Origin of the sequence: Thermanaerothrix solaris, assembly GCF_032334255.1 — a bacterium.
Classification (GTDB): Bacteria; Chloroflexota; Anaerolineae; order Anaerolineales; family Anaerolineaceae; genus Thermanaerothrix; species Thermanaerothrix solaris.
In genome coordinates this window covers 1-20023 of the sequence record NZ_JAUHMF010000003.1, presented here as the reverse complement: position 1 = coordinate 20023, position 20023 = coordinate 1, and the positions used below count along the sequence as shown (strand labels likewise).

General features: G+C 46.8%; 20 protein-coding genes. 14 read left to right on the top strand and 6 right to left on the bottom strand.

Annotation, left to right across the window (positions count from 1 at the left end):
* The first annotated feature begins 208 nt into the window (after window positions 1-208).
* The gene (locus tag QYE77_RS14380; RefSeq protein ID WP_315626172.1) at window positions 209-916 is read left to right on the top strand and encodes a helix-turn-helix domain-containing protein; all 708 of its coding nucleotides are present in this window, start codon (window positions 209-211) and stop codon (window positions 914-916) included.
* A gap of 314 nt (window positions 917-1230) precedes the next feature.
* Here QYE77_RS14380 and QYE77_RS14375 read toward each other — a convergent pair whose 3' ends face one another.
* From QYE77_RS14375 to QYE77_RS14350, 6 genes are all read right to left on the bottom strand, one after another.
* Window positions 1231-1641, bottom strand: coding sequence for a hypothetical protein (locus QYE77_RS14375; protein WP_315626171.1), 411 nt, complete (start codon window positions 1639-1641; stop codon window positions 1231-1233).
* Window positions 1642-2137: 496 nt separating this feature from the next.
* The gene (locus tag QYE77_RS14370) at window positions 2138-3172 is read right to left on the bottom strand and encodes a LacI family DNA-binding transcriptional regulator (RefSeq protein WP_315626170.1); all 1035 of its coding nucleotides are present in this window, start codon (window positions 3170-3172) and stop codon (window positions 2138-2140) included.
* A 10-nt stretch (window positions 3173-3182) separates the two neighbouring features.
* Window positions 3183-4595 carry a glycoside hydrolase family 13 protein gene (locus tag QYE77_RS14365; protein ID WP_315626169.1) on the bottom strand — a complete coding sequence of 471 codons (1413 nt, stop codon included), beginning with the start codon at window positions 4593-4595 and terminating at the stop codon, window positions 3183-3185.
* 3 nt (window positions 4596-4598) lie between these two features.
* Window positions 4599-5444: a carbohydrate ABC transporter permease gene (locus tag QYE77_RS14360; RefSeq protein WP_315626168.1), complete on the bottom strand. Its 846-nt coding sequence runs from the start codon at window positions 5442-5444 to the stop codon at window positions 4599-4601.
* Complete coding sequence (locus tag QYE77_RS14355; protein ID WP_315626167.1) at window positions 5441-6343, bottom strand: carbohydrate ABC transporter permease; 903 nt, start codon at window positions 6341-6343, stop codon at window positions 5441-5443. Before QYE77_RS14355 ends, QYE77_RS14360 begins: the two co-directional genes overlap by 4 nt.
* Before the next feature lie 91 nt (window positions 6344-6434).
* Complete coding sequence (locus tag QYE77_RS14350) at window positions 6435-7763, bottom strand: ABC transporter substrate-binding protein (protein WP_315626166.1); 1329 nt, start codon at window positions 7761-7763, stop codon at window positions 6435-6437.
* A 280-nt stretch (window positions 7764-8043) separates the two neighbouring features.
* On the opposite strand from QYE77_RS14350, the gene QYE77_RS14345 reads away from it, so the two are divergent.
* The 13 genes from QYE77_RS14345 to QYE77_RS14285 form a co-directional block, all read left to right on the top strand.
* Window positions 8044-9183 (top strand): transposase, encoded by a 1140-nt coding sequence (locus QYE77_RS14345; protein ID WP_315626165.1) that lies wholly within the window; start codon window positions 8044-8046, stop codon window positions 9181-9183.
* Window positions 9184-9279: 96 nt separating this feature from the next.
* A complete protein-coding gene (locus QYE77_RS14340; protein ID WP_315626164.1) occupies window positions 9280-10020 on the top strand; it encodes a GntR family transcriptional regulator in 741 nt (246 codons plus the stop codon).
* A gap of 33 nt (window positions 10021-10053) precedes the next feature.
* Complete coding sequence (locus QYE77_RS14335; protein WP_315626163.1) at window positions 10054-11139, top strand: BMP family lipoprotein; 1086 nt, start codon at window positions 10054-10056, stop codon at window positions 11137-11139.
* Between the two features lie 88 nt (window positions 11140-11227).
* Complete coding sequence (locus tag QYE77_RS14330) at window positions 11228-12736, top strand: ABC transporter ATP-binding protein (RefSeq protein ID WP_315626162.1); 1509 nt, start codon at window positions 11228-11230, stop codon at window positions 12734-12736.
* Entirely contained in the window at window positions 12726-13826 is a 1101-nt protein-coding gene (locus tag QYE77_RS14325; protein WP_315626161.1) for an ABC transporter permease, read from the top strand. The genes QYE77_RS14330 and QYE77_RS14325 overlap by 11 nt, the downstream gene beginning before the upstream one ends.
* Window positions 13816-14727: an ABC transporter permease gene (locus QYE77_RS14320; RefSeq protein WP_315626160.1), complete on the top strand. Its 912-nt coding sequence runs from the start codon at window positions 13816-13818 to the stop codon at window positions 14725-14727. The genes QYE77_RS14325 and QYE77_RS14320 overlap by 11 nt, the downstream gene beginning before the upstream one ends.
* 3 nt (window positions 14728-14730) lie before the next feature.
* The gene (locus tag QYE77_RS14315) at window positions 14731-15681 is read left to right on the top strand and encodes a carbohydrate kinase family protein (RefSeq protein WP_315626158.1); all 951 of its coding nucleotides are present in this window, start codon (window positions 14731-14733) and stop codon (window positions 15679-15681) included.
* A gap of 9 nt (window positions 15682-15690) precedes the next feature.
* Window positions 15691-16248, top strand: a complete 558-nt coding sequence (locus QYE77_RS14310; protein ID WP_315626157.1) for a cysteine hydrolase family protein — start codon at window positions 15691-15693, stop codon at window positions 16246-16248.
* 16 nt (window positions 16249-16264) lie between these two features.
* Window positions 16265-17029, top strand: coding sequence for a nucleoside phosphorylase (locus QYE77_RS14305; RefSeq protein ID WP_315626155.1), 765 nt, complete (start codon window positions 16265-16267; stop codon window positions 17027-17029).
* Window position 17030: 1 nt separating this feature from the next.
* Window positions 17031-17813 carry a BtpA/SgcQ family protein gene (locus QYE77_RS14300; protein ID WP_315626153.1) on the top strand — a complete coding sequence of 261 codons (783 nt, stop codon included), beginning with the start codon at window positions 17031-17033 and terminating at the stop codon, window positions 17811-17813.
* A gap of 26 nt (window positions 17814-17839) precedes the next feature.
* Window positions 17840-18748 (top strand): DUF7916 family protein, encoded by a 909-nt coding sequence (locus QYE77_RS14295; protein ID WP_315626151.1) that lies wholly within the window; start codon window positions 17840-17842, stop codon window positions 18746-18748.
* A gap of 199 nt (window positions 18749-18947) precedes the next feature.
* Entirely contained in the window at window positions 18948-19178 is a 231-nt protein-coding gene (locus QYE77_RS14290) for a hypothetical protein (protein ID WP_315626149.1), read from the top strand.
* A gap of 196 nt (window positions 19179-19374) precedes the next feature.
* Window positions 19375-20023 (top strand): hypothetical protein (locus QYE77_RS14285; RefSeq protein ID WP_315626147.1); only part of this gene is annotated, 649 nt, incomplete at its 3' end.

Below are 20023 nucleotides of genomic sequence, written 5' to 3'. Positions count from 1 at the left end.
CGTGCGGCTCGCGGGGAGAGGCCGAGGAACGCATGGCCACGATCGTGGCGCAAAAGCGGCGGCGAGGCTACCGCGAGGGATGAAAGCGTAATATTGTGCCAGGGACGGCCAAGAGTAACATTGTGCCTGCACTTAAGTGGGGAGGTTGCAGGTTCAATGTTACGGATTTTATGACCGGGTACAATGTTACGGTTTTCGAGGCAGTAATATGCGCAAAGACATTCGAAAGCGGGTCAATGTGGTCATAGAGAAGATATCGGATGGGTATTGTTTATGGTCGGAAATCCGAGAACAGATGGGCGTGCGAGGCGGATCAGCGCTGCGTTTGCGGGAGACACTTGAACGTGAAGAGCTGGTGCAAGTGATCCGAGGCAAGTTTGGGCGTTTCCCGTATGACATTCTCATCTTGACCGAAGCCGGACGAGAGTATGCAAAGCAGTTAGGCCTCGAGGTCAAGCAAACGGACTGGGAACGGCTCGAGCGTGAACACAATGCGCGGAATAGCCCCGCCCATGCGCTGGCGGTGCTGATCTTTGCCTGGCAGGCGCGGCGGCGAGGATGGCAGGCGGATGTTCTACCCCGTTTCTCGCGTGCCTACGCTAAACCGGATGTGCGGGTAGAACAAAAAGGCGAACGGGTGTATGTTGAGGTCGAGGTGTTACGCAATCCTCGCCGCCATTCGGATGGTTATAATCCCTGGCTGGTGAAGTGGAACAACCAGATGGACTATCAAGGTTATGTAGCGGTATGCACTCTTACACCGATCCGCCGCGCCGGGATCGTGAGCGTCTTGCAGGAATACGGATTTAGCGGCCTGGCCACCGATCTCATGACCTTGCTCAAGCAGCCGGACAGTGACCTGTGGTTGGAACGGTGGAACTGGCCGAATGAGTTTTCGATGCGGGGGTATCGGTAGGGGGTTGATAAACCTGACCTTTGAGCTTCAAGAATGGCTGGAAGAAGTTGACACACAGGCGCAAGTCCTCGGAGATGCTGTTCAAGAGCTGGAGCTCTTCTTGGGTCTCGAAACGGTCATAACCGATCAGATGACGCACCACCGACCAGTTCTTCTGTTCGACATGCGCCTAGTCGTTTTTTTTTGTACGGTCGGGAGCGGGTGAAGGTCACCTGTTCGTTCTGACAGTAGCGGTACAGGATGTCGTTGATGAACTCGCCGCCATTGTCCGAATCGAGTCCCAGAAAGGGAAAAGGCAAGCGCTGACGCATGGTCTAGATGGGGGCAAACACGAGCTGTTGCGAGCGATGCAGAAGGGCCACGCACTCCGTCCAGACGGTAGAGACATCGGTGGTTGAGAGCGTATTGAGAAATTGCCCTTTGAGGCTCTGTCCATAATGCGCCACAAGGTCGACTTCCACGAACCCTAGGCGGGCATAATCCCAGTCGGCGAAGGTGCGGATCGAAATGGCCTTCTTGAGCAACGTTCCCGGTTTGGTTGTGGACAGACCATGCCGCTTTTCTTCAAACCAAGCTGGCTGCAAGCATCGGTCAATCGTGGAGCGGCTCATGCGCAGCAGCTGGGATTTGACCGCCGCCGAGAGAAACAGCTCCTGATGATGTTCCAGTACAGCCACTATCTCGAGCAGGAAGGGTTTGAGCCGGTTTCGAGCAGATCTGCCCACAGATCTCCCAAATCTGGGTCAGAACCGTAACAACCTCTCCCTGGTATTGCGGACGCCGTCCTTTCTTGCGTAACCCCCTCCCCTTCCATCCATGCTTGAGTACCTGGATGGCATATTTGCGGTGATAACCAGCGGCAGCTACAAATTCGTCCAGGATCAGTGCTTTCCCGCTTTTTTGGGCCTTTAAGTACCGAGGCCGAATGGTTTCCAGTAATTCTCGCTTGCTCCATTGACTCATCATAAGCTTTCCCTCGCAGACACAAAGTTCTGCGGTAGTGTAACACTTTTTTGAAGCAACGTATTTTCTCAAAGTAAGCTTTTTATTGAGACAATTCGTGAGTCAAAGTGACCAGGATATTCATGGGTATGATCGATGTCGGACAATGGACTCACCTCATGGTTCTTGGGTTTAGCGAACACAAGCTTACCATGTTTGGACCCATTGCCCCTTTATGCCGCTCGATCAGTTAGCGAAAAGTAAAGTTAATCGCATTACTTAAGCATTCAGAGTTTTTACAGACCGGCGCTCGATCAAGTATGTTGGCAGGTTATGATGCTCGATAGTTTCCTTGCCCTCAATGTGCTTGATTAATATTTCAGTAGCCAGTTTTCCTTTTCCGCTCAGAGGTTGAGCTACTGTAGTTAGAGGAGGGATCACGATTCGAGAGTAAGGAATATTGTCAAATCCCACTACAGAAATATCCTCTGGAATTCTTGCATTCATCTCATACGCGGCATTGATGACGCCAATGGCAATAATATCGCTCATCGCAATAATGGCTGTAGGGGGGTGTTTTCGCTTCCAAATCTTCTGAAATCCATATTGTCCACCGTTCATCGTGCTAGCACATTCCATCACAAAGATCTTTGAACCATCAACCTCTAGACCGAATTCATGCAAAGCTTTCAAATAACCAGTCATTCGCCGTTTCAGCGTCCCCGTATACTCGTGGTAGCGACCGTTGTGTCCTGATCGGATACTAAAAATTGCAACATTTCGGTGACCCGCTGTTAAAACGTATTTCATGGCCTGGTAAGCTCCTCCTTCGTCATCAACATTAACAACAGATACCTCATCAACGGGATCTCCGTCAACAAGTACAAAGGGAACTCCCCGTTGTTTCAAAACCATCACTGCAGATTTGTAAACCTCAAGCCCAATAATTAGGAAGCCATCTACCACTGCTCTTCCCACTGCGCGCTGTACGCTCCCCTCGAAAGGAGGGACAAGCATAAAGTTGTATCCCATAGCCGTACATGCCTCTCCTACGCCTACTAGAAACTCTGAGAGAAAAGGATTACGAATGATTTCAGTAATGGGTTGAGGGACCAGAATTCCGATGACTCCTGTGTGCCCAGTGCTCATACTACGAGCAATAGGATTCGGTACGTAACCCAGTTCTTCTGCTACCTCAAGAATGCGTTGAACCGTGGCTTCTGGAAGGCGATTGGGCTGGTTAAAGGCAAAAGAGACAGCAGTTCTAGAAACCCCGGCTCGTATAGCAATGTCCTTAATGGTAACGCGCCCCATGGCACCTCACCTACAATATTGGAATCAGAACATAGGTCGCATATGCTGGAAGTAGTTCAAAGTTTAATACACCCTTTGTTGTGCTGAAAGTGCCGTGGCTGAGAGTATCCATCCATAGCTTGTTTTTATGAGCATAGGCCTTGAGGGGAACCTTGACATTAGAATAACTTAATGGCCTTGGGTTTAGAATGACGATGATTTCATCCTGCTCGAAGCATCGTCGGTAAGCATAAACGCTATTAAAGACCAACAGAGGCTCATAACTTCCTCGACGAAGAGCAGGATGTTGATGCCGTAGAGCGATTAATTCTTGGTATAGCTTCAAAAGAGGGAGATTCCATTTAGTTTTATTCCATTCCATTCCACCGCGGCATTCGGGATCATTCCCACCTTGGAGTCCAATTTCATCCCCATAGTAGATCATAGGAGCCCCGATGTATGTGAACAAGAAAACCAAGATGGGCCTCATAAGTTGAATATCATTGTGACAGAGGGTCGCGATGCGAGGAGTATCATGACTCCCTAATAGGTTGATTAAGTAATAAGCGGCTTTCCCAATAGTGTGTTGTTGAAGCATGATCTCGTAGTTGAAATCCTCTGCATCCATCGCACAGTTTATAAAGTAATCTAGGATGTAACTGCGTAAGGGGTAATTCATAACACCATCAAACGTATCTCCTTTTAGCCATGGTTCAATGTTGCGCCATACTTCTCCAAGGATATAGAGGTCCGGATTGAGACTTTTCATAAGCCGACGAAATTCTCGCCAAAACCGTATCGGAATTTTCCAAGGCACGTCCAAACGCCAACCATCAATTTGGCTCTCTCTGCTCCAATAAGTGGCAACATTAAATAAATAATCTTGCACTTCAGAATTCCTGGTATTCAGTTTGGGTAAATAAAATGCTCCACCACAGGTTTGATAGTTTGGTGGTTCAGTCACAATTGAATTCCCCATGAGAATAAACCAATTAGCATATCGCGAGCTTGCTCCACATTTCTTGACGTCCTCAAACGCCCAGAATCCTTCCCCACAGTGATTAAAAACGGCATCTAGAATGATTCTCATGCCCTTCTGGTGAACCGCGTTGACGAGCGTTTGAAATGTTTCTGTGGTGCCCAGTGTTGGGTCAATGGTGAAGTAATCCCAAGTATCATAACGATGATTCGTTCCTGCCCTGAAAATGGGTGTTAGATAAATAGCGTTTACTCCCAGTGTGGATAAATGGTTGAGGTGATCTTGGATTCCTTTCAGGTCTCCACCAAAAAAATTGTCAGGAGTGGGTTTGGAGTCCCAAGGGACTGTGTTCGGGGGATCATTCTCGGGATCACCGTTTGCAAAGCGATCGGGAAAAATTTGATAAAAGACAGCGTCAAGTACCCATGATGGGGCGTCCCAACGTTCTTTTCGTGTCGTGTTCATGAATTATCCTTTTAATCCTGTGGTTGTAATGCCTTCGATAAAGCGGTTCTGACCCATTAGAAAGGCAATGATCACGGGAATGGTTGCGGTTACCGTTCCTGCCATCAACAAATGCCATCGTGTACCATACTTACCCTGAAACATGGCTAGTCCTAATTGAACGGTATACATTTCGGGACTATTGAGAACAACCAGTGGCCACAGAAAATCATTCCAGGCGAACAGAAACGCAAAGATCCCCAATGTAGCCAACGCGGGTCCTGAGAGCGGGAGAATAATTTTCCACCAAATGGTTAGTCTAGAAGCCCCATCTATTAGTGCGGCCTCATCCAAATCCTTGGGGATACTGAGATAGTATTGGCGCATTAGGAAGATGCCGAATGCACTTACCAGGCGTGGAACGATCAGGGCTTGATATGAATTTATCCAATTAAGTTTCTGGATAATAAGGTACGATGGTATTAGTGTGACATGGAGGGGAACTAGCATTGTCCCCAAAAAGATCAGAAACACAAGCTCCCGCCCAGGAAAGCGTAAACGGGCAAATGCATATGCGGCAAGGGACGAGAAAAACACCTGGCCTATAGTAATCCCAATAGCCATAACGACTGTATTAAGATAGTACCGTTGAAAAGGAGCGGCTTTGAATGCAGTGAAGTAATTCTCCCATTCAAAATAGACCGGAAAGAGATAAGGTGGGGAAAACACAAAACGCTCAGGCTTCAAAGACGTGGTGATCATCCACAAAAAAGGCGCAACCATGACAAGGGCCCCGGCGGTCAGTATTAAATAAGCAAAAATTTTACTCAGAATTTTTTGGATCAGCTTGAGATTTGACGGTACTCTCATGCAATCTCCTTAGTACCAAAGCGTGATAGCCGCCATTGAATGAGGGTAACACTGGCAATAAAGATGAACATGATCCAGGCGATCGCAGAGGCTTTACCGAGATCAAAATATCGGAAAGCATATCGATATAATAGAAACCCAATTACATCTGTTGCTCCTGCAGGTCCTCCCCCAGTTAGTACAAAGACTTGGTCGAAGAGCAAAAAGGAATCGATCATAGCCATAACGATCAAAAGCGCGGTCGTCGGTGCTAACAATGGAATGGTAATATAGCGAATTTGTGCTAAACTGGTCGCTCCATCCACTCTGGCTGCCTCATAATATTCTCGTGGAATGGATTGCAGCCCTGCCAGGTAGATTACCATATTAAAACCAATCCGTTTCCATACCCCGAGCAAGATCACTGCGGGCATCGCCCAGTGGGTATCACGCAACCAAGCTGGCGGCGAAAAACCAATTTCGCGCAGAATAACATTGATGTACCCTGATCCCGGGTCTAGCATTAGTTTCCAGACCATTGAAGCAGCAACAGTGGAAGTAACGACTGGAAGGAAATAGAGAGTACGAAAGGCCACCTGCCCTTTGAGACCAGAGTTAAGCAGAATGGCCACTAACAACCCAAACGGAAGACTCAGACCTATAACCCCCAATGTATAATAAATTGTGGCCTTGAGTGAATTCCAAAGATAGGTCGAGGAGAGTAGCTCGAGGAAGTTTTGGAAACCAACAAATTGCCGCTCGATACTAAAACCGTCCCATTTGAGAAGACTTAAATAGGCGGTATAACCTAAGGGAATAATATTAAACACGCCAAATACAATGATGGCCGGGAGCAACGCTATTAGCGCTGTTGAGACCTCATCTCTCCGGTAAGGATGAGTTCGTATTCGCAGATTCATAGAAACCTCATGCAATAATTTGGCATAAAAGGATGGTTGAGGCAGAAGTATCCCATCTCAACCATCCCTCTAACACCAAAATGATGTCCTCTTATTTCTGAAGCAGGGCATTAACCGCGGTCTCGGCTGTTTGAAGTGCATCCTTCACACTCACTTCACCAATAAGGGCGCGTTCAATTTCGCGGGAGAACGCATCCGAGATCTCAGGATAATTCGGAACAGGGGGGCGGTTATGGGCATATTTCTGCCCTTCCACAAAGGGCTTGAGGCGCGGTTCTGTTTTCTCTAACCACAATAAATATTCGGGCGACGAAGCAACGGTATCGCGAATAGGCATAAAACCAGTCGCCATATCCCATTTGACCTGAGTTTCGGTACTGGTCAGCCAATTGACAAAATCCCAGGCCGCTTTCTGACGTACTTCATCTGTGTGGAAGATAATCACGTGTTCACCGCCCATGTTTGTGGCGGGCTGACCATCAGTGGGATAAGGCATTAGTGCTGTGCCCCAATCGAAAGGCGCCGATTCGGCCCAAATTCCCACCATCCATGAGCCATCCATAACCATGCAGGATTTGCCTTGCCCAAAGAGCCCCCAGGAAGAGATTTGGTACCCGCCCTCTTTGATTAAATCAACCCAAAACCGAAGTGCCTTTTCACCCGCAGGAGAATTGAAAGCGGCGCTGTTCAGGTCCTTGGAGAGGAACTCACCTCCGGATTGCCATAAATAAACCTGGAATTGCCAAGTTAGACCTTCGCCGGGTTCCGTATAGAGTTCCATTCCGACAATCCCACGAGCGGGGTTGGCACATTGCTTTGCTATTTGAAAGAGCTCATCCCAAGTTTTGGGTGGCATGTTGGGGTCGAGGCCTGCGGCTTTAAAGAGATCTTTGTTATAGAAAAGCTCTAAGTTGTTGGTGCTTACAGGCATCCCAAAAATTTGGTCATCATAGCGATCTACGGCCAATTGTGAGGGATAAAAATCATCCAAGTTTACCTTAGAAGCCCGGATATAGTCGTTTAGTGGCACAATCGCCCCTGTTTTGGCCAATTTTGGCATCCAGACCAAGTCAACTGCAGCGATATCTGGTTTGTTGCCGCCTGCTACTGCGGTTTGGAGTTTGGGTAATAACTCATCCCAACCGATGAACACATTTTTAATTTTTACCTCCGGGTGGGAAGTATTGTATTCATCAATTAGCGCTTGGATAGTTTCACCATTCTTACCATCCCAGTAGTTCCAGAATGTTAATTCAATAGGTGAGGTATGGACAGATGGGGGAGTTTCTGAAGAGGATACTGTTGGAGGTACTGGAGTAGCTGTGGACGTCACTGTAGTGGCGGGAGCACATGCTGAGACAATGAGTGTGAACAGAAGTATCAGATTTCCCAAAAGAAGGGATGGCTTGAGGGATGACATTTCTAACTCCTTTCCTTATCTAGTCTATAAGGTTCGTAGGAAAAAAAGAAGCACTTTTAGTTGACTTTATATGATTAGTCCACCTCCTTTCCGATCCCTCATTGCAGCGCTTACGGTTATTAAATCGGTTTACTAAATCGGTTTAATAATAGCGAAAAATTAACGGAAAGTCAAGTGTTATAAGCTGAAGTTCGGACATGAGTTAGGACAAGGGAATTGAAAGGAGCCTCGGAACCGATAAACTTAGTTTGCTAAAAACCAAATCGGTGAGGAGGCTCCCATGCACAAGTATATCTCTCTTCTTGGCTTCATGCGGCAAATTTTTGACGACGATCGAACGGCCCGCAAAGCAGCTGAAATTGGAGAAGCCATGTTGGCCGCTCGCTCCTTGTGGCTGAGCGAGGTGGCTGCCAAAATGCACGGTAGCGGCGCCGCCAGTTACAAACGCATCCAGCGCTTTCTACGACAGGTTGACCCGCGGGCCATGCTATGGCGTTTGTTTTGTGAACAAGCCGAGTATGTCATTGGCGATCCGACCGAGATCGAACGTCCACAAGCTCGGAAGACGGACTACGTAGGCATTCTCAAAGACGGGAAGATCCGAGGCTTTTGGATGTTGCTGCTGGCTACGCCCTATCGCGGGCGGGCGATCCCCTGCGGCTTGCTGACCTATTCCTCCAAGACCATCGCCGCTGAGCTGTCCTCGCGCAACCGTAACCATGTGCGTGCGTTGTCTGAACTGAAAGACCTGGTGGGGGAGCGTCCGTTGGTGTTGGATCGGGAGTTCAGTTACCTCGAGTTGTTGCTTGATCTCGTCGAAGAGGGAGTGAACTTTGTCATTCGTCTGAACCTGGGCAGCCACCCGCCCAGGTTCTGGGATGCAGAGGGCAGGGACGTGGTGCTAGCACTCTCGCCGGGCGAAACGGTGATCCATCCTGGCGTGTGGTACAAGGGGAAAGTGTGTGTCAACTTGATTGGCATCTGGAAGAAGGGCTTGGCTGAACCGCTGTGGGTGATGAGCAACCTCGAACCGGAACGCGCAGGCCAAATTTATCTCGTGCGGATGAAAATCGAGCAAACCTTCCGCGATTTGAAGGGGCTGCTGGGCCTGACCCGGCTGATGAACAAGCAGCAGGAGAAGATGGAAAAGATGCTAGCGATGCTGCTGTTGGTTTATGCCATCGCGCTCTTGATTGGAGAAAACCTGCGAGACCACCTGTATGGGCTGCCGATCCAGCCCCAGGAAAGGGTTGCTGTCATCCCGCCCAAGACGGGCCAGAAATGGCGACGTTATTCGGGTTTGTTTATCCTGCTCAAGCAGAAATGGTGGCTTCCGCCTCGTGAGTGGCAGGCTATTGTCAAGGATGCGTTGGCATCGTTCGTTGCTATCCTTCATCCCTCTGTCCTAACTCATGTCTGAATCTCAGTACGAAATACTTGAAACAAGTTGGAATTTGTGCTATAGTTTTAGTATACGTTCTCTAGATAACTATAGAACTTATTCTAATCCTCTTCTATGGACAAATTCCCTTTTCCCATCAATTTAGATCGCGATAGCCCGATCCCAATTTACAAGCAGTTAAGCTCAGCGATCATTCAGGCTATACACGATGGAAAGCTAAACCCCAATCAGCGTTTACCTTCTGAAAACGAGTTTGCGCGTCAATATGGTATTGTCCCGATGACAGTTCGCCAAGCAATGAATGAACTGGTGAGGGCAGGATTTATATATCGAGTTCAGGGTCGCGGTACTTTCGTGGCCCCCCGTTTTCTGGAACATGGATTGGAGCGAATGTTATCGTTTTCTGAAGATATGCGAGCTCGCAACCTAATACCAGGTTCAAAAATATTAAGTTTTGAACATTTGTCCCCCCCTGATCGTATAGCAGAACTGTTGAATATTACTAATCGGGATTTAGTAATCCATGTAAAGCGCTTACGCTTGGCTAATAATCAACCCGTTGGCGTTCACGATGCATGGATTGCACGAGTGCTTTTTGAGCGCGAGGAGCTAGAAGAAAGCGGTTCATTATATCATCTGCTTGCTAGAAAGGAGGTTTATTTGTCAGATGGAGATGATCTGATTCAATCTGTCGAAGCGGATGAAGAATTAAGTGGATTATTAGGTATACGCGTTGGAGCTGCTTTGTTGCGAATCACTCGGCTTGCTCGTGATCACGCGGGCCGACCAATTGAGTATGTTGAAGCCAGTTACCGTGCCGATTTGTATAGATACTCGGTACATCTACGTCGGTAATCGCCAAATCTGATACTCGAAAGGAGAAAGGAAATGAAAAAGTACATTGCGTTATATTTGCTTGTAGCCCTGTCTTTACTTCTAGCCTCGTGTGCTGGGCAAACACCGACTCCACAATCTCAACAGAGCCAACCCACTCAACCAGAATCGGCACAACCCACAAAGATAGAAGAGGCCAAAAAGCCGCGAGTTGCATTGATCACGGCTCAGGGTGGTTTGGGAGATCGTTCCTATAATGACTCGGGATACGAGGGCTTGATGCGGGCTCAAAAGGAACTGGGGGTTGAGGTTAAAGTCATCGAATCGGCAGATCCTGTCGGCGAAGGTGAACAACTGCTCCGAACGGCGGCAGAAAGTGGCTATGATCTTGTAATTACGCTTGAGTACAGCCATTTCGATCCTTTGGCTCGTGTAGCTCCCGATTACCCAAATACAACGTTTGCGATACTGAATATTGCCGTGGAGGGTGATAATGTAGTATCGGTAATCTTCAAAGAACACGAAGCTTCTTTCCTTGCCGGGGCCTTAGCGGCAATGGTAACAACCATGAAGGGAAATGAACTTGTTAACCCTGAGCCGATTATTGGTGCAATTGGGGGAACTAAATCTCCCGGAATTGACAAATTTATCGTTGGTTATACAGAAGGTGCACAATTTATAAATCCTGATATCAAAGTGTTGACCGCCTACTCCAATTCTTTTGGTGATCCAGCGAAAGGACGAGAACTTGCATTGGCAATGTATGAACAGGGAGCGGATGTGGTCTTTCAGATTGCTGGTGGTACCGGAGAAGGTGTTTTTCAAGCTGCTGAAGAAACAAAACACTATGCAATCGGTGTGGACTCTGATCAAGACTACATTAAACCCGGCTACATATTGACCAGCATGATTAAGCGAGTAGACAATGCGGTTTATGATTTGTGTTCTCGCCTGGTCAACGGAACATTGAAAGGTGGAACGGTGATTGAGTATGGCCTGAAGGAGGAAGGTGTTGGCTTAAGCCCGATGAAATATACAAAAGATAAACTTCCAGCGGAATTCCTCAACAAAATAGAAGAGCTCAAGGCTAAGATCATAAATGGTGAAATCAAAGTGACCGACATCACAAAGCAACAATAGGCGTCCAGAATATTAATGGGTGGTGGTTGAGTTACCCTAACGGCCACCACCCCGACATCCATTTTCAGGAAATAGGGAGGGTTAGAAGTTGGCTTTCTTGGAGATGCGAGGAATTACGAAGTCTTTTCCAGGAGTTGTTGCTAACGACAGAGTAGATCTGTGTGTTGAACAGGGACAAATCCACGCATTGTTGGGAGAAAATGGAGCTGGAAAGACCACCCTGATGCGTATCCTCTATGGAATGTACCGCCCAGATGAAGGAAAGATTTTTTTAAAGGGTCGTGAGGTGCAAATTTCCAATCCCCAAGCAGCTATTCGCTTTGGTATTGGGATGGTTCATCAAGAATTTCAATTAGTACCTTCGCTTTCCGTAGCAGAAAACATAGTGTTAGGACATGAACTGCGCCGAGGCTTTTTTATTAATTCACGAGAGCAACGCCGGAAAATTCGAGAAATATTAGAGCGTTTTGGATTCGAACTTCCGTTAGATGTTCCTGTCTCACAGTTATCCGTTGGGGCCCAACAGCAAGTTGAGATTATAAAATTGCTTTATCGTAAAGCGGATTTGTTAATTCTAGATGAACCCACATCGGTCCTAACGCCACAAGAAACCGAAGGTTTGTTCAAAGTTCTTCAGAACTTAAGAGAAGAAGGTAAAACTATCATTTATATCACCCACAAATTAAGGGAAGTCAAAAGACTGTGTGACAGAGCCACAGTGCTACGCCAAGGCAGGGTCGTGGGAAACGTAATTGTGGCAGAAACCAATGAGAGAGAATTGGCCAATTTGATGGTTGGGGAGCAAATCATTGATGAGATATTTCCGCGTTCAAAACAACGTGGTGAGGTATTGCTTGATCTGTCTCATGTTTCAGCTTGGGATGACAGAGGTGTTCCTGTTTTAAAAGATATTTCCTTTAGCATTCACGCGGGTGAAATTTTGGGAATAGCTGGCATACAAGGAAGTGGCCAAAGCGAAATAATTGAAGCAGTAACAGGCCTAAGGCGAATTGCTGGTCAGATATATCTTAATGGGAACGATATTACACACGCTTCTCCGAGGAGGCGACGTGAACTAGGTTTAGCAATTATTCCAGAAAAGCGCAAAGAACAAGGCTTGAATCTTCAGACAGATATAAAGGACAATCTCATTTCAATACGTTATTTTAAGTTTCCCTTTTCACGTTGGGCCATTCTACGGTCACAGTCAATTTCCGATTTTGCCCAAAAAATTATAAAAACATATGGTATTGTGGCAAAGTCGCCAAGAGTGCTTGTGAGGAATCTGTCTGGTGGTAATCAACAGAAAGTTATTCTTGGGCGGGAGATGTCAGATAGTCCAGCTGTCTTAGTTGCAGCTTATCCGACTCGCGGCTTAGATGTGGCTGCAACGCAATTTGTTAGAGAAACTATGGTCAAGGCTCGGGATCAGGGAAGCGCAATCCTCTTGATCTCTGCAGATTTAGATGAACTATTTTCAGTTTCTGATCGAATTGTGGTGTTGTTTGAAGGGTGTTTGGTTTTTGAGGCTCGACCAGAGCAAACCTCGTTCGAGGAAATTGGTTTGTACATGACAGGACATGATCATGAAGGCTAAGACATCATCATTATCTAATGCAGACAAAAGTAGAAAAACCTTCTTTCTCAATGAGTGGTTTGGAATACAGATAATTCCCTCAACTTTAAGGGTGATTCTAACTCTAGCGATTGCATTCCTAATGGGGGCAATTGTGATGTGGGTATCGGGAAAAGATGCATTACAGGCCTATAACGCTCTTTTTCAATCTTCATTAGGTAGTCGCACAGCAATCGCCAATTCATTATTAGCAGCGACCCCTATATTGTTTACATCTATGGCTGCTGTTATTGCTTTCAGGGCGGGGGTCTTTAATGTTGGTGTTGAAGGATCCCTATATTTAGGGGCTTTCGCAGCAGCATGGGTTGGATTTACTTTCACAAATCTTCAAAGTTGGGTGCTAATTACATTGTGCTTATGTGCCTCAGCGATTGTTGGGGGAGTTTGGTGTTTGATCCCTGGCTTATTGAAATTGCGTCTAGGGGTTGATGAGTTGGTTACCACAATATTGCTTAATTATGTGGCAATACTCTTTACCGAATACTTGGTTAACGGACCATTTTTAGTACCAGGGTTAGCCAACGCAATGTCTGAACAAATTGCTCCTGGCGCACGGCTTGTACGCCTAATGCCACCATCTCAACTAAATTTGAGTTTTATTATCGCAATAGTTGTAGCCATTATAGTGATTTATATTATGCACAAGACCACTCTTGGGTATGAGATAAGAATGGTGGGCGACAATCCAGATTTTGCAAGGTGGTCGGGTATCAATGTGTCATCAGTGATAGAAAAAGTCATGTTTATTGGCGGTATCTTAGGCGGCCTTGCAGGTGCTGGCCAAGTCATGGGGGTTCACTACCGCTTTATAGCTGGTTTTTCACCAGGCTTAGCTTTTACCGGCGTTACGGTAGCGCTGTTAGTTCGTAATTCTCCTTTAGGAGCGTTGCTGGTTGCTTTACTCTTTGGAATCTTGCGAAGCGGTGGGGCCACAATGGAATTGATGAGCGACGTGCCCAGAGATTTGATCCGCGTTCTTGAAGCAACGCTGATTTTCTTTGCAGCGATTGAGTTTGGAAGTTTGATACGGAGGCGCCGGCGTGTCAATTGAAGTTGTATCTAACGTGCTCTTCTCTACACTCCGAGTAATGACCCCTTTATTACTGGCTGCTTTAGCTGGCCTCATCAGTCAGCGTGTCAATCTGTTGAATATTGCGCTTGAGGGCTTAATGCTTTTTGGAGCTTTCTTTGCAGTAATTTTTGGGGCTCATTTTGAAAACCCCTGGATGGGATTGTTGTCTTCGGTGCTTCTCAATTCCGCGATCACGTTAGTCTTTGCTTTTGCTGTGATTGAGTTACGCGCCAATCTTATCGTAGCCGGACTTGCTATTAATACACTTGCCTTGGGATTGACATCGTTTCTGCTTGCAGCGCTTTTTGATATGCGTGGAGCATATTCGCCTTCTGGGTTGCAAAGCCTCCCTCACATCACATTGCCCCTTGTTAGCGCAATTCCTGTTATTGGTCCAGTTTTCTCCGGTCATGGCATACTTGTATATCTATCATGGGTTTTGGTTGTTTTGACCTCTATTCTTTTGTATCAAACACCTTTTGGGATTCATCTTCGTGCTATTGGGGAGAAGATAGAAGCTGCTGAAACAGCTGGTATTGCGATAAAAAGGACTCAGTACATTGCGCTTCTGATTGGTGGAATCTTGTGTGCGCTGGCAGGTTCTCAGCTCGCTATTGGCGATCTAACACTTTTCAATGACAGCATGATTAACGGGCGGGGATTTATTGCACTAGCAGCTGTTTTCTTTGGCGCTGGTCAGCCGGGTCTTACAACATTTGGATGTTTTCTATTTGGTCTTTTTGAAGCCATTCAGTATCGTTTGCAAATGGCTGCTTCAATACCTCCGCAATTGCCACAAATGCTCCCTTATCTTATTGTGGTGATAAGCTTGACAGCGATATCTTTTCAAAAATACCTTAAGGATCGTAGGACGGTCTAGATCATGCAAAATCCAGAAGTACTCGTATACGGCTATCCCAGTTTCGATTACATTATGCGCGTTGATCATTTTCCTGTAGCCGGGGAAACAAGTATCATTCTTGATCCTCCTGGGATCCCAAGCCCAACCCCTGGCGGTTGTGCTAACAATATCGCTGTAGCACTTTCTCGACTGGGCATAAATGCTGCCTCTTGCATTGTCATCGGTGATGACGAGGAGGCTAGTAAAATGAAGAAGTCCCTCGAGAACGAAGGAGTCAGCACAGACTATATAATCACTGTTCCAAATGGCAAAACAGCGTCCACATTTTTGTTCATTAATCCAGAAGGCGCGCATCAAACTTTCTACTTTCCAGGATGCGCTGATGATTCAATCAGTCTTAATATCTCTGGCGTCAAGTTTGACCACCTCAAGTATGGGGTAATCACAGTAGGTAATTCTAGACATATTAGAGAATTCATGGAAACTCTTTACTCTGCGGACATTGACTTAGTCTGGTCGTTACGCAATGATCCTCATGCTTTTCCACTTTCGCTCGTTCAACTTTTGGTTGAGAGATGCAACATTCTAGTTATGAATCACTTTGAGAGTCAGCAGTTACTAAAATCCCTAGGATACTCCTCTCTCCAGCAAATCCTAAAAGGGTGCTCGAAAATCATCATAGAGACTTTTGGGGCCGCGGGAAGTAAAGTGTACATTGGAGACCAGATCTTTACAATTCCGGCCGTTAAACCGCGAGAGTTTGTTGATCCTACTGGCGCAGGAGATGCTTTTTTGAGTGGTTTCTTGTGTGGTTTAATAAAAAATCTCCAAATAAATACGGCTGCAAGAATAGGGGCTGTTGTCTCATCTTTTGTTATTGAAGCATGGGGGTGTCAATCCTCGCTTCCCAATTGGGCGAACGTTGTTCAGAGATATCGAGAGGTGTTTGGTGAAGATTTGACGAACGGATGAGGTGACAAAATGCGTCGAGCCCTATTATTAGTTGATGTCATTAATGACTTCATGCATCCTAATGGGAAAAATTATTATCCTGGATATGAGACTATTCTTGCTTGTATTCGAGAGGTTCTTAGACTGGCTCGTGAAGCTGATTGGTTAATTGTTCATATTCGAGAAAGACATCGCCCCAATCATCAACATGACTATGAATTTGAGAAGTTGCCTCTTCACTGTTTTGACGGTTCATGGGATGTTGAGTGGGCTGAAGGAATTCAGGTTCTTCCTGGTGAATATGAAATCTCAAAGAGGAGATACAGCGCTTTCTTTGAAACAGACTTGAACTTACTTCTCCGTGAGAAAGGTATTGAGCAAGTAGTGGTAGTAGGTGTTAAAACACATGTTTGTGTTCGAGCGACAGTCCAAGATGCATTTGGATGGGGATTTAGACCGTTGGTTATCAAGGAAGCGGTTGGTTCTAACCACAACCACCTACATGAAGCGAGTTTAGAGGATATTCAGCGTTATATGGGACAAGTTATAACTCTTGATGAATTTAGAGAACTTATCTCAAGACCTTGAAAGGAGGCCAAAAGAAGTGACTCAGAAAAAGAGTTGGTATTTGAAGATCTCCTCACAGGATTGCGCCCCCAATGTCATTCTGGTTGGGGATCCTGCTCGACTTACAATATTTGCACAACTGATGGAGCATGCTCAAGAGATAGCTCATGAGAGAGAGTTTAAGACCATTACAGGGACTTACAAAAATGTCCCGGTATCGGTGATAGCGGTTGGTATAGGAGCTCCTGCTGCACTTATTGCCTTGGAAGAATTGTGGGAGTTGGGTGTCGAAGTCGTAGTGCGTGCAGGTACCGGCATGAGCTGGGGGGTGCCTCTAGGAAATTTCATTTTAGTCCAAGCCGCAGCTAGAAACGAGGGAATATCAAAGGATTACCTACCGCTTAACTTTCCCGCTGTTCCCAACATAGAACTTTTTCAGACTTTTTACGAAACACTAAGGCGAGAGGGTGCTCCGCTATCATGTGGGATTATTCTGACATCAGATAGCTTTTACACCGACCTTTTTCCGCACCATGTTGAGGGAAAACACCCTCCTCGTCCATCTAAAACTCTATTAGAACAATATGCGCCGTTTGGACTGATCAGCGCAGACATGGAGACCGCTGCGTTATACATTGCTGCACAATATCTAGGAATAAAGAGCCTCTCCTTGTTACTGGCTACCGTTGATGGTATTCATAAGCAAATGCTTGACAATGATAAACGCATTCAAAAAGAACAGGAATTAGCTCGTTTGACCCTGGAAGGCATCCATCACTACCATACATCAAGGGAGAGATAATATGGGAAATTTATTTGTGAATAAGAAACCAATTATTGGAATGATCCATCTATCATCTTTGCCAGGTAGTTATCGATTTAGTGGCGACTTGGATAAGATTTATTGTCAGGCTTTATGGGAAGCTAAAGTTCTTGAGGAAGCGGGGGTTGACGCAGTCATTGTTGAGAATTTCAACGATATGCCCTATCGAGTTGGTGAACCTGATCCTATTGACTTTGCACTGATAGCTGCAATAACCCGAGAAGTTAAGAATGCGATTCGCATACCCGTGGGAGTTAATATTCAATTTAATGCCTGGAGATCGGAATTATCTATAGCACATGCTTGTGGTGCTGATTTCATCCGTGTAGAAGTTTTCGTGGATACTGTGGTGACTGCTCAAGGGATCGTGTTACCCTGCTCATCGGAAATCATGCGCTATCGTCGATCACTGGGCAGTGCAGTTCAAATTTGGGCGGACATACAAACCAAACACTCCATAAATTTGGTCCCCAAAGCATTAACTCAATCAGCCATCGAAGCACAAGAAGCTGGAGCAGATGCCATCATTGTAACTGGCGAGGCGACAGGAAAGGCAACTCCCTTGGAGTCCATTATCGAAGTAAAAAATGTCGTAAGTGTACCCGTGTTAGCCGGATCCGGAATAAATCTGGAAAATGTGACAGATGTCATGAAACACGCGGATGGCGTTATCGTTGGTTCTTTCCTAAAGGAAAACGGTGTGGTGAGCAATCCCGTATCTCCCGAGAGAGCACGATTGTTTGTTCAAACAGCTCGTTCATAATGTTTTTTTCTTGAAAGAGGTATACGATGGTAAAACGGATACTTGATGCTACTGCTACCGATTTTTTGAAGATGAATGCCACTGATTTGGCTAAGAGCATCCAAATGACCGAGGGCCGTACGATATCTGCCGAGGTTATATGCACTTATGAGCCCCCAACCGAAGGGGTAACTCTTGCTGAAATTGCTGCTGCCTTTGGTGCGGACATAATCACCTTAGATTATTTTGATCCCGATAACCCCTTAATAATGGGATTGCCTCCCGAAATTGCTCAAAAGGGAGACGTCCTTTTTCAACTAAAGAGGCTGGTAGGACGTCCAATTGCAGTCAATATGGCAATTACTAAACAGAGTGAAGGCGGTTGGCTTTATACGCGTCGCTATACGCCAGAGAGACTAGATAAGCTCGTTCGCCAAGGAGCGGATATTCTGTTCCTCTACGGCGATCCGCAATCAGGGGTAACTCTTGATGAAATGGTCAGTACAATCCAACACATTAGTAGTAATTACTACGAGAGACTGCTATTGGTCGCTATTCCAGATGTCTACTTTCCAGCGCCGGTTTCAGATAAGATAAAATCGGTGTACAAGCAGGCTCATGAGAAATTACTCTCAGCAGGGGCTCATAGTATAGGTCTTATTATGCCTGGAAGCAAGCAGGCTTGGCGTTTAGAAGAAACAGGGGTTCTCGTTGATCATGTTCATGCGTTGGGTGGATTGGTGTGGCTGATAATGACTCATTCGGTTGAGGGTGGTCCTACAGATAATATTCATCAAATAGCCCTAAACGCAAAAATGGTTGGCGGTGATGCTTATCGTTTGGACGAAGCTGGCCTATATGGTATGCCACTTCCAGAAAACATTTTTGAATTCTCTCTCGCGATTCGTGGAAAGCGCCACACCTATAGACGAATGGCGCTTTCACCATTGCGATAAACCTTTTGTAATTTGCAAGATAATTGATCGTTTATATTAGTTTTTTCTTTGCTTGATCGCAAAAATGTCCGAGAGACTCAGTCCAGCTTCATTAAGACATTTCTTAACGCTGAGTTGTGGAGCGCCGACCAGCGCTTGATCCATGCCTTGCAGGCGCAGGGCGTATCCTGGGCACACTGGATCGGGGAGGTGTCATAGCATGGCAACGGAGCCGCTGCACATTCCACATGTTGGTCACTGGCATGCCTACTGCCCGTCCTGTGGGGCGGTGATCCCGGTTGGGGTGATGCTGCCGGACTCTTGCCCGCACTGTGGGTCAAGCGGGGGAAACCTGGTGGTGCTTCCCGCGGGGTTGGACGAGATCGCACGAGGGAAACGGGCAGGGGAAGCGAAGGAGGTGGACGGAACGGTGATCTACCCGGATGGCTAGAGGCAGGAGGGTCGGTACGGCTTGACCCGCCTGAGGCATGGGCGGGAGGGAAAGAGGCGCGGAGAGGGGGGAAGAGTATGGGGGGGCTGGCCTGAAGTGGAGACTACGCACTCGAGAACGTGATGGTAAATAAAATATGGTTTTGTTAGGTGTTTGTAAGTTGATTTTGGATGGTAGTTTTGATAACCTATAAAGCATGAACGACATCGTTATCCCTGAAACATTACCTGATGGTTTTCGCCGCCTGGAATGGGCGTACCGCCGACCACGCTGGAAGCGCATGGTGCAAATCGTCTTGCTGATGTCCGAAACAGGCGTTTCGACAGCATTGGAAATCATGCGCTTGATGAAACTGGACAAGAAGTCCACCCACATTGTGCTGGATTCCATGCTGGATTTGCTCGATCCGCTGATTGAGTCTCGATTGCTTTTTGCAGGCGGTAAAGGGCGGCTGCGCGTGATCAATCTGACCGAATACGGCAAATCGCTTGCCCGGGCGCTAGGGGTGGAGCCAGTGGAGGGTGACTGGGAAAAGGTTGTGCGCTTGCACAAGGGCGAGGTTCAGGCGTTTCATGCTGCCCTGGTGCTGATGGCCGCCTATCAGGCACGCTTGAGGGGCTGGAAAGCCGAGGTGATGCCGTTCAATCCGCAGGAAACGCCCTGGTTCCAGCCTGACCTGAAACTGACCGACCCCGAAGGCTGGTTCTACTACTGCGAAGTTGAGACCCGATCACGGGTCAAGCCGAAAAAGTGGTCAAGGATGCGGGAAGTCAATCTCATCGTCTCGACCCCGATCACGCGATACTGGATGGTGGAGCGCCTGAAAGCCATGGGCATCCCTGGGC

Excerpts from the sequence above, each read along its gene's own strand:
- QYE77_RS14315 (WP_315626158.1), top strand. The coding sequence starts at position 14,731 with ATGCAAAATCCAGAAGTACTCGTATACGGCTATCCCAGTTTCGATTAC.
- QYE77_RS14365 (WP_315626169.1), bottom strand. The coding sequence starts at position 4,595 with ATGAACACGACACGAAAAGAACGTTGGGACGCCCCATCATGGGTACTT.
- QYE77_RS14345 (WP_315626165.1), top strand. The coding sequence starts at position 8,044 with ATGCACAAGTATATCTCTCTTCTTGGCTTCATGCGGCAAATTTTTGAC.
- QYE77_RS14355 (WP_315626167.1), bottom strand. The coding sequence starts at position 6,343 with ATGAATCTGCGAATACGAACTCATCCTTACCGGAGAGATGAGGTCTCA.
- QYE77_RS14370 (WP_315626170.1), bottom strand. The coding sequence starts at position 3,172 with ATGGGGCGCGTTACCATTAAGGACATTGCTATACGAGCCGGGGTTTCT.
- QYE77_RS14380 (WP_315626172.1), top strand. The coding sequence starts at position 209 with ATGCGCAAAGACATTCGAAAGCGGGTCAATGTGGTCATAGAGAAGATA.
- QYE77_RS14325 (WP_315626161.1), top strand. The coding sequence starts at position 12,726 with ATGAAGGCTAAGACATCATCATTATCTAATGCAGACAAAAGTAGAAAA.
- QYE77_RS14300 (WP_315626153.1), top strand. The coding sequence starts at position 17,031 with ATGGGAAATTTATTTGTGAATAAGAAACCAATTATTGGAATGATCCAT.
- QYE77_RS14350 (WP_315626166.1), bottom strand. The coding sequence starts at position 7,763 with ATGTCATCCCTCAAGCCATCCCTTCTTTTGGGAAATCTGATACTTCTG.
- QYE77_RS14295 (WP_315626151.1), top strand. The coding sequence starts at position 17,840 with ATGGTAAAACGGATACTTGATGCTACTGCTACCGATTTTTTGAAGATG.
- QYE77_RS14335 (WP_315626163.1), top strand. The coding sequence starts at position 10,054 with ATGAAAAAGTACATTGCGTTATATTTGCTTGTAGCCCTGTCTTTACTT.
- QYE77_RS14360 (WP_315626168.1), bottom strand. The coding sequence starts at position 5,444 with ATGAGAGTACCGTCAAATCTCAAGCTGATCCAAAAAATTCTGAGTAAA.
- QYE77_RS14310 (WP_315626157.1), top strand. The coding sequence starts at position 15,691 with ATGCGTCGAGCCCTATTATTAGTTGATGTCATTAATGACTTCATGCAT.
- QYE77_RS14290 (WP_315626149.1), top strand. The coding sequence starts at position 18,948 with ATGGCAACGGAGCCGCTGCACATTCCACATGTTGGTCACTGGCATGCC.
- QYE77_RS14340 (WP_315626164.1), top strand. The coding sequence starts at position 9,280 with ATGGACAAATTCCCTTTTCCCATCAATTTAGATCGCGATAGCCCGATC.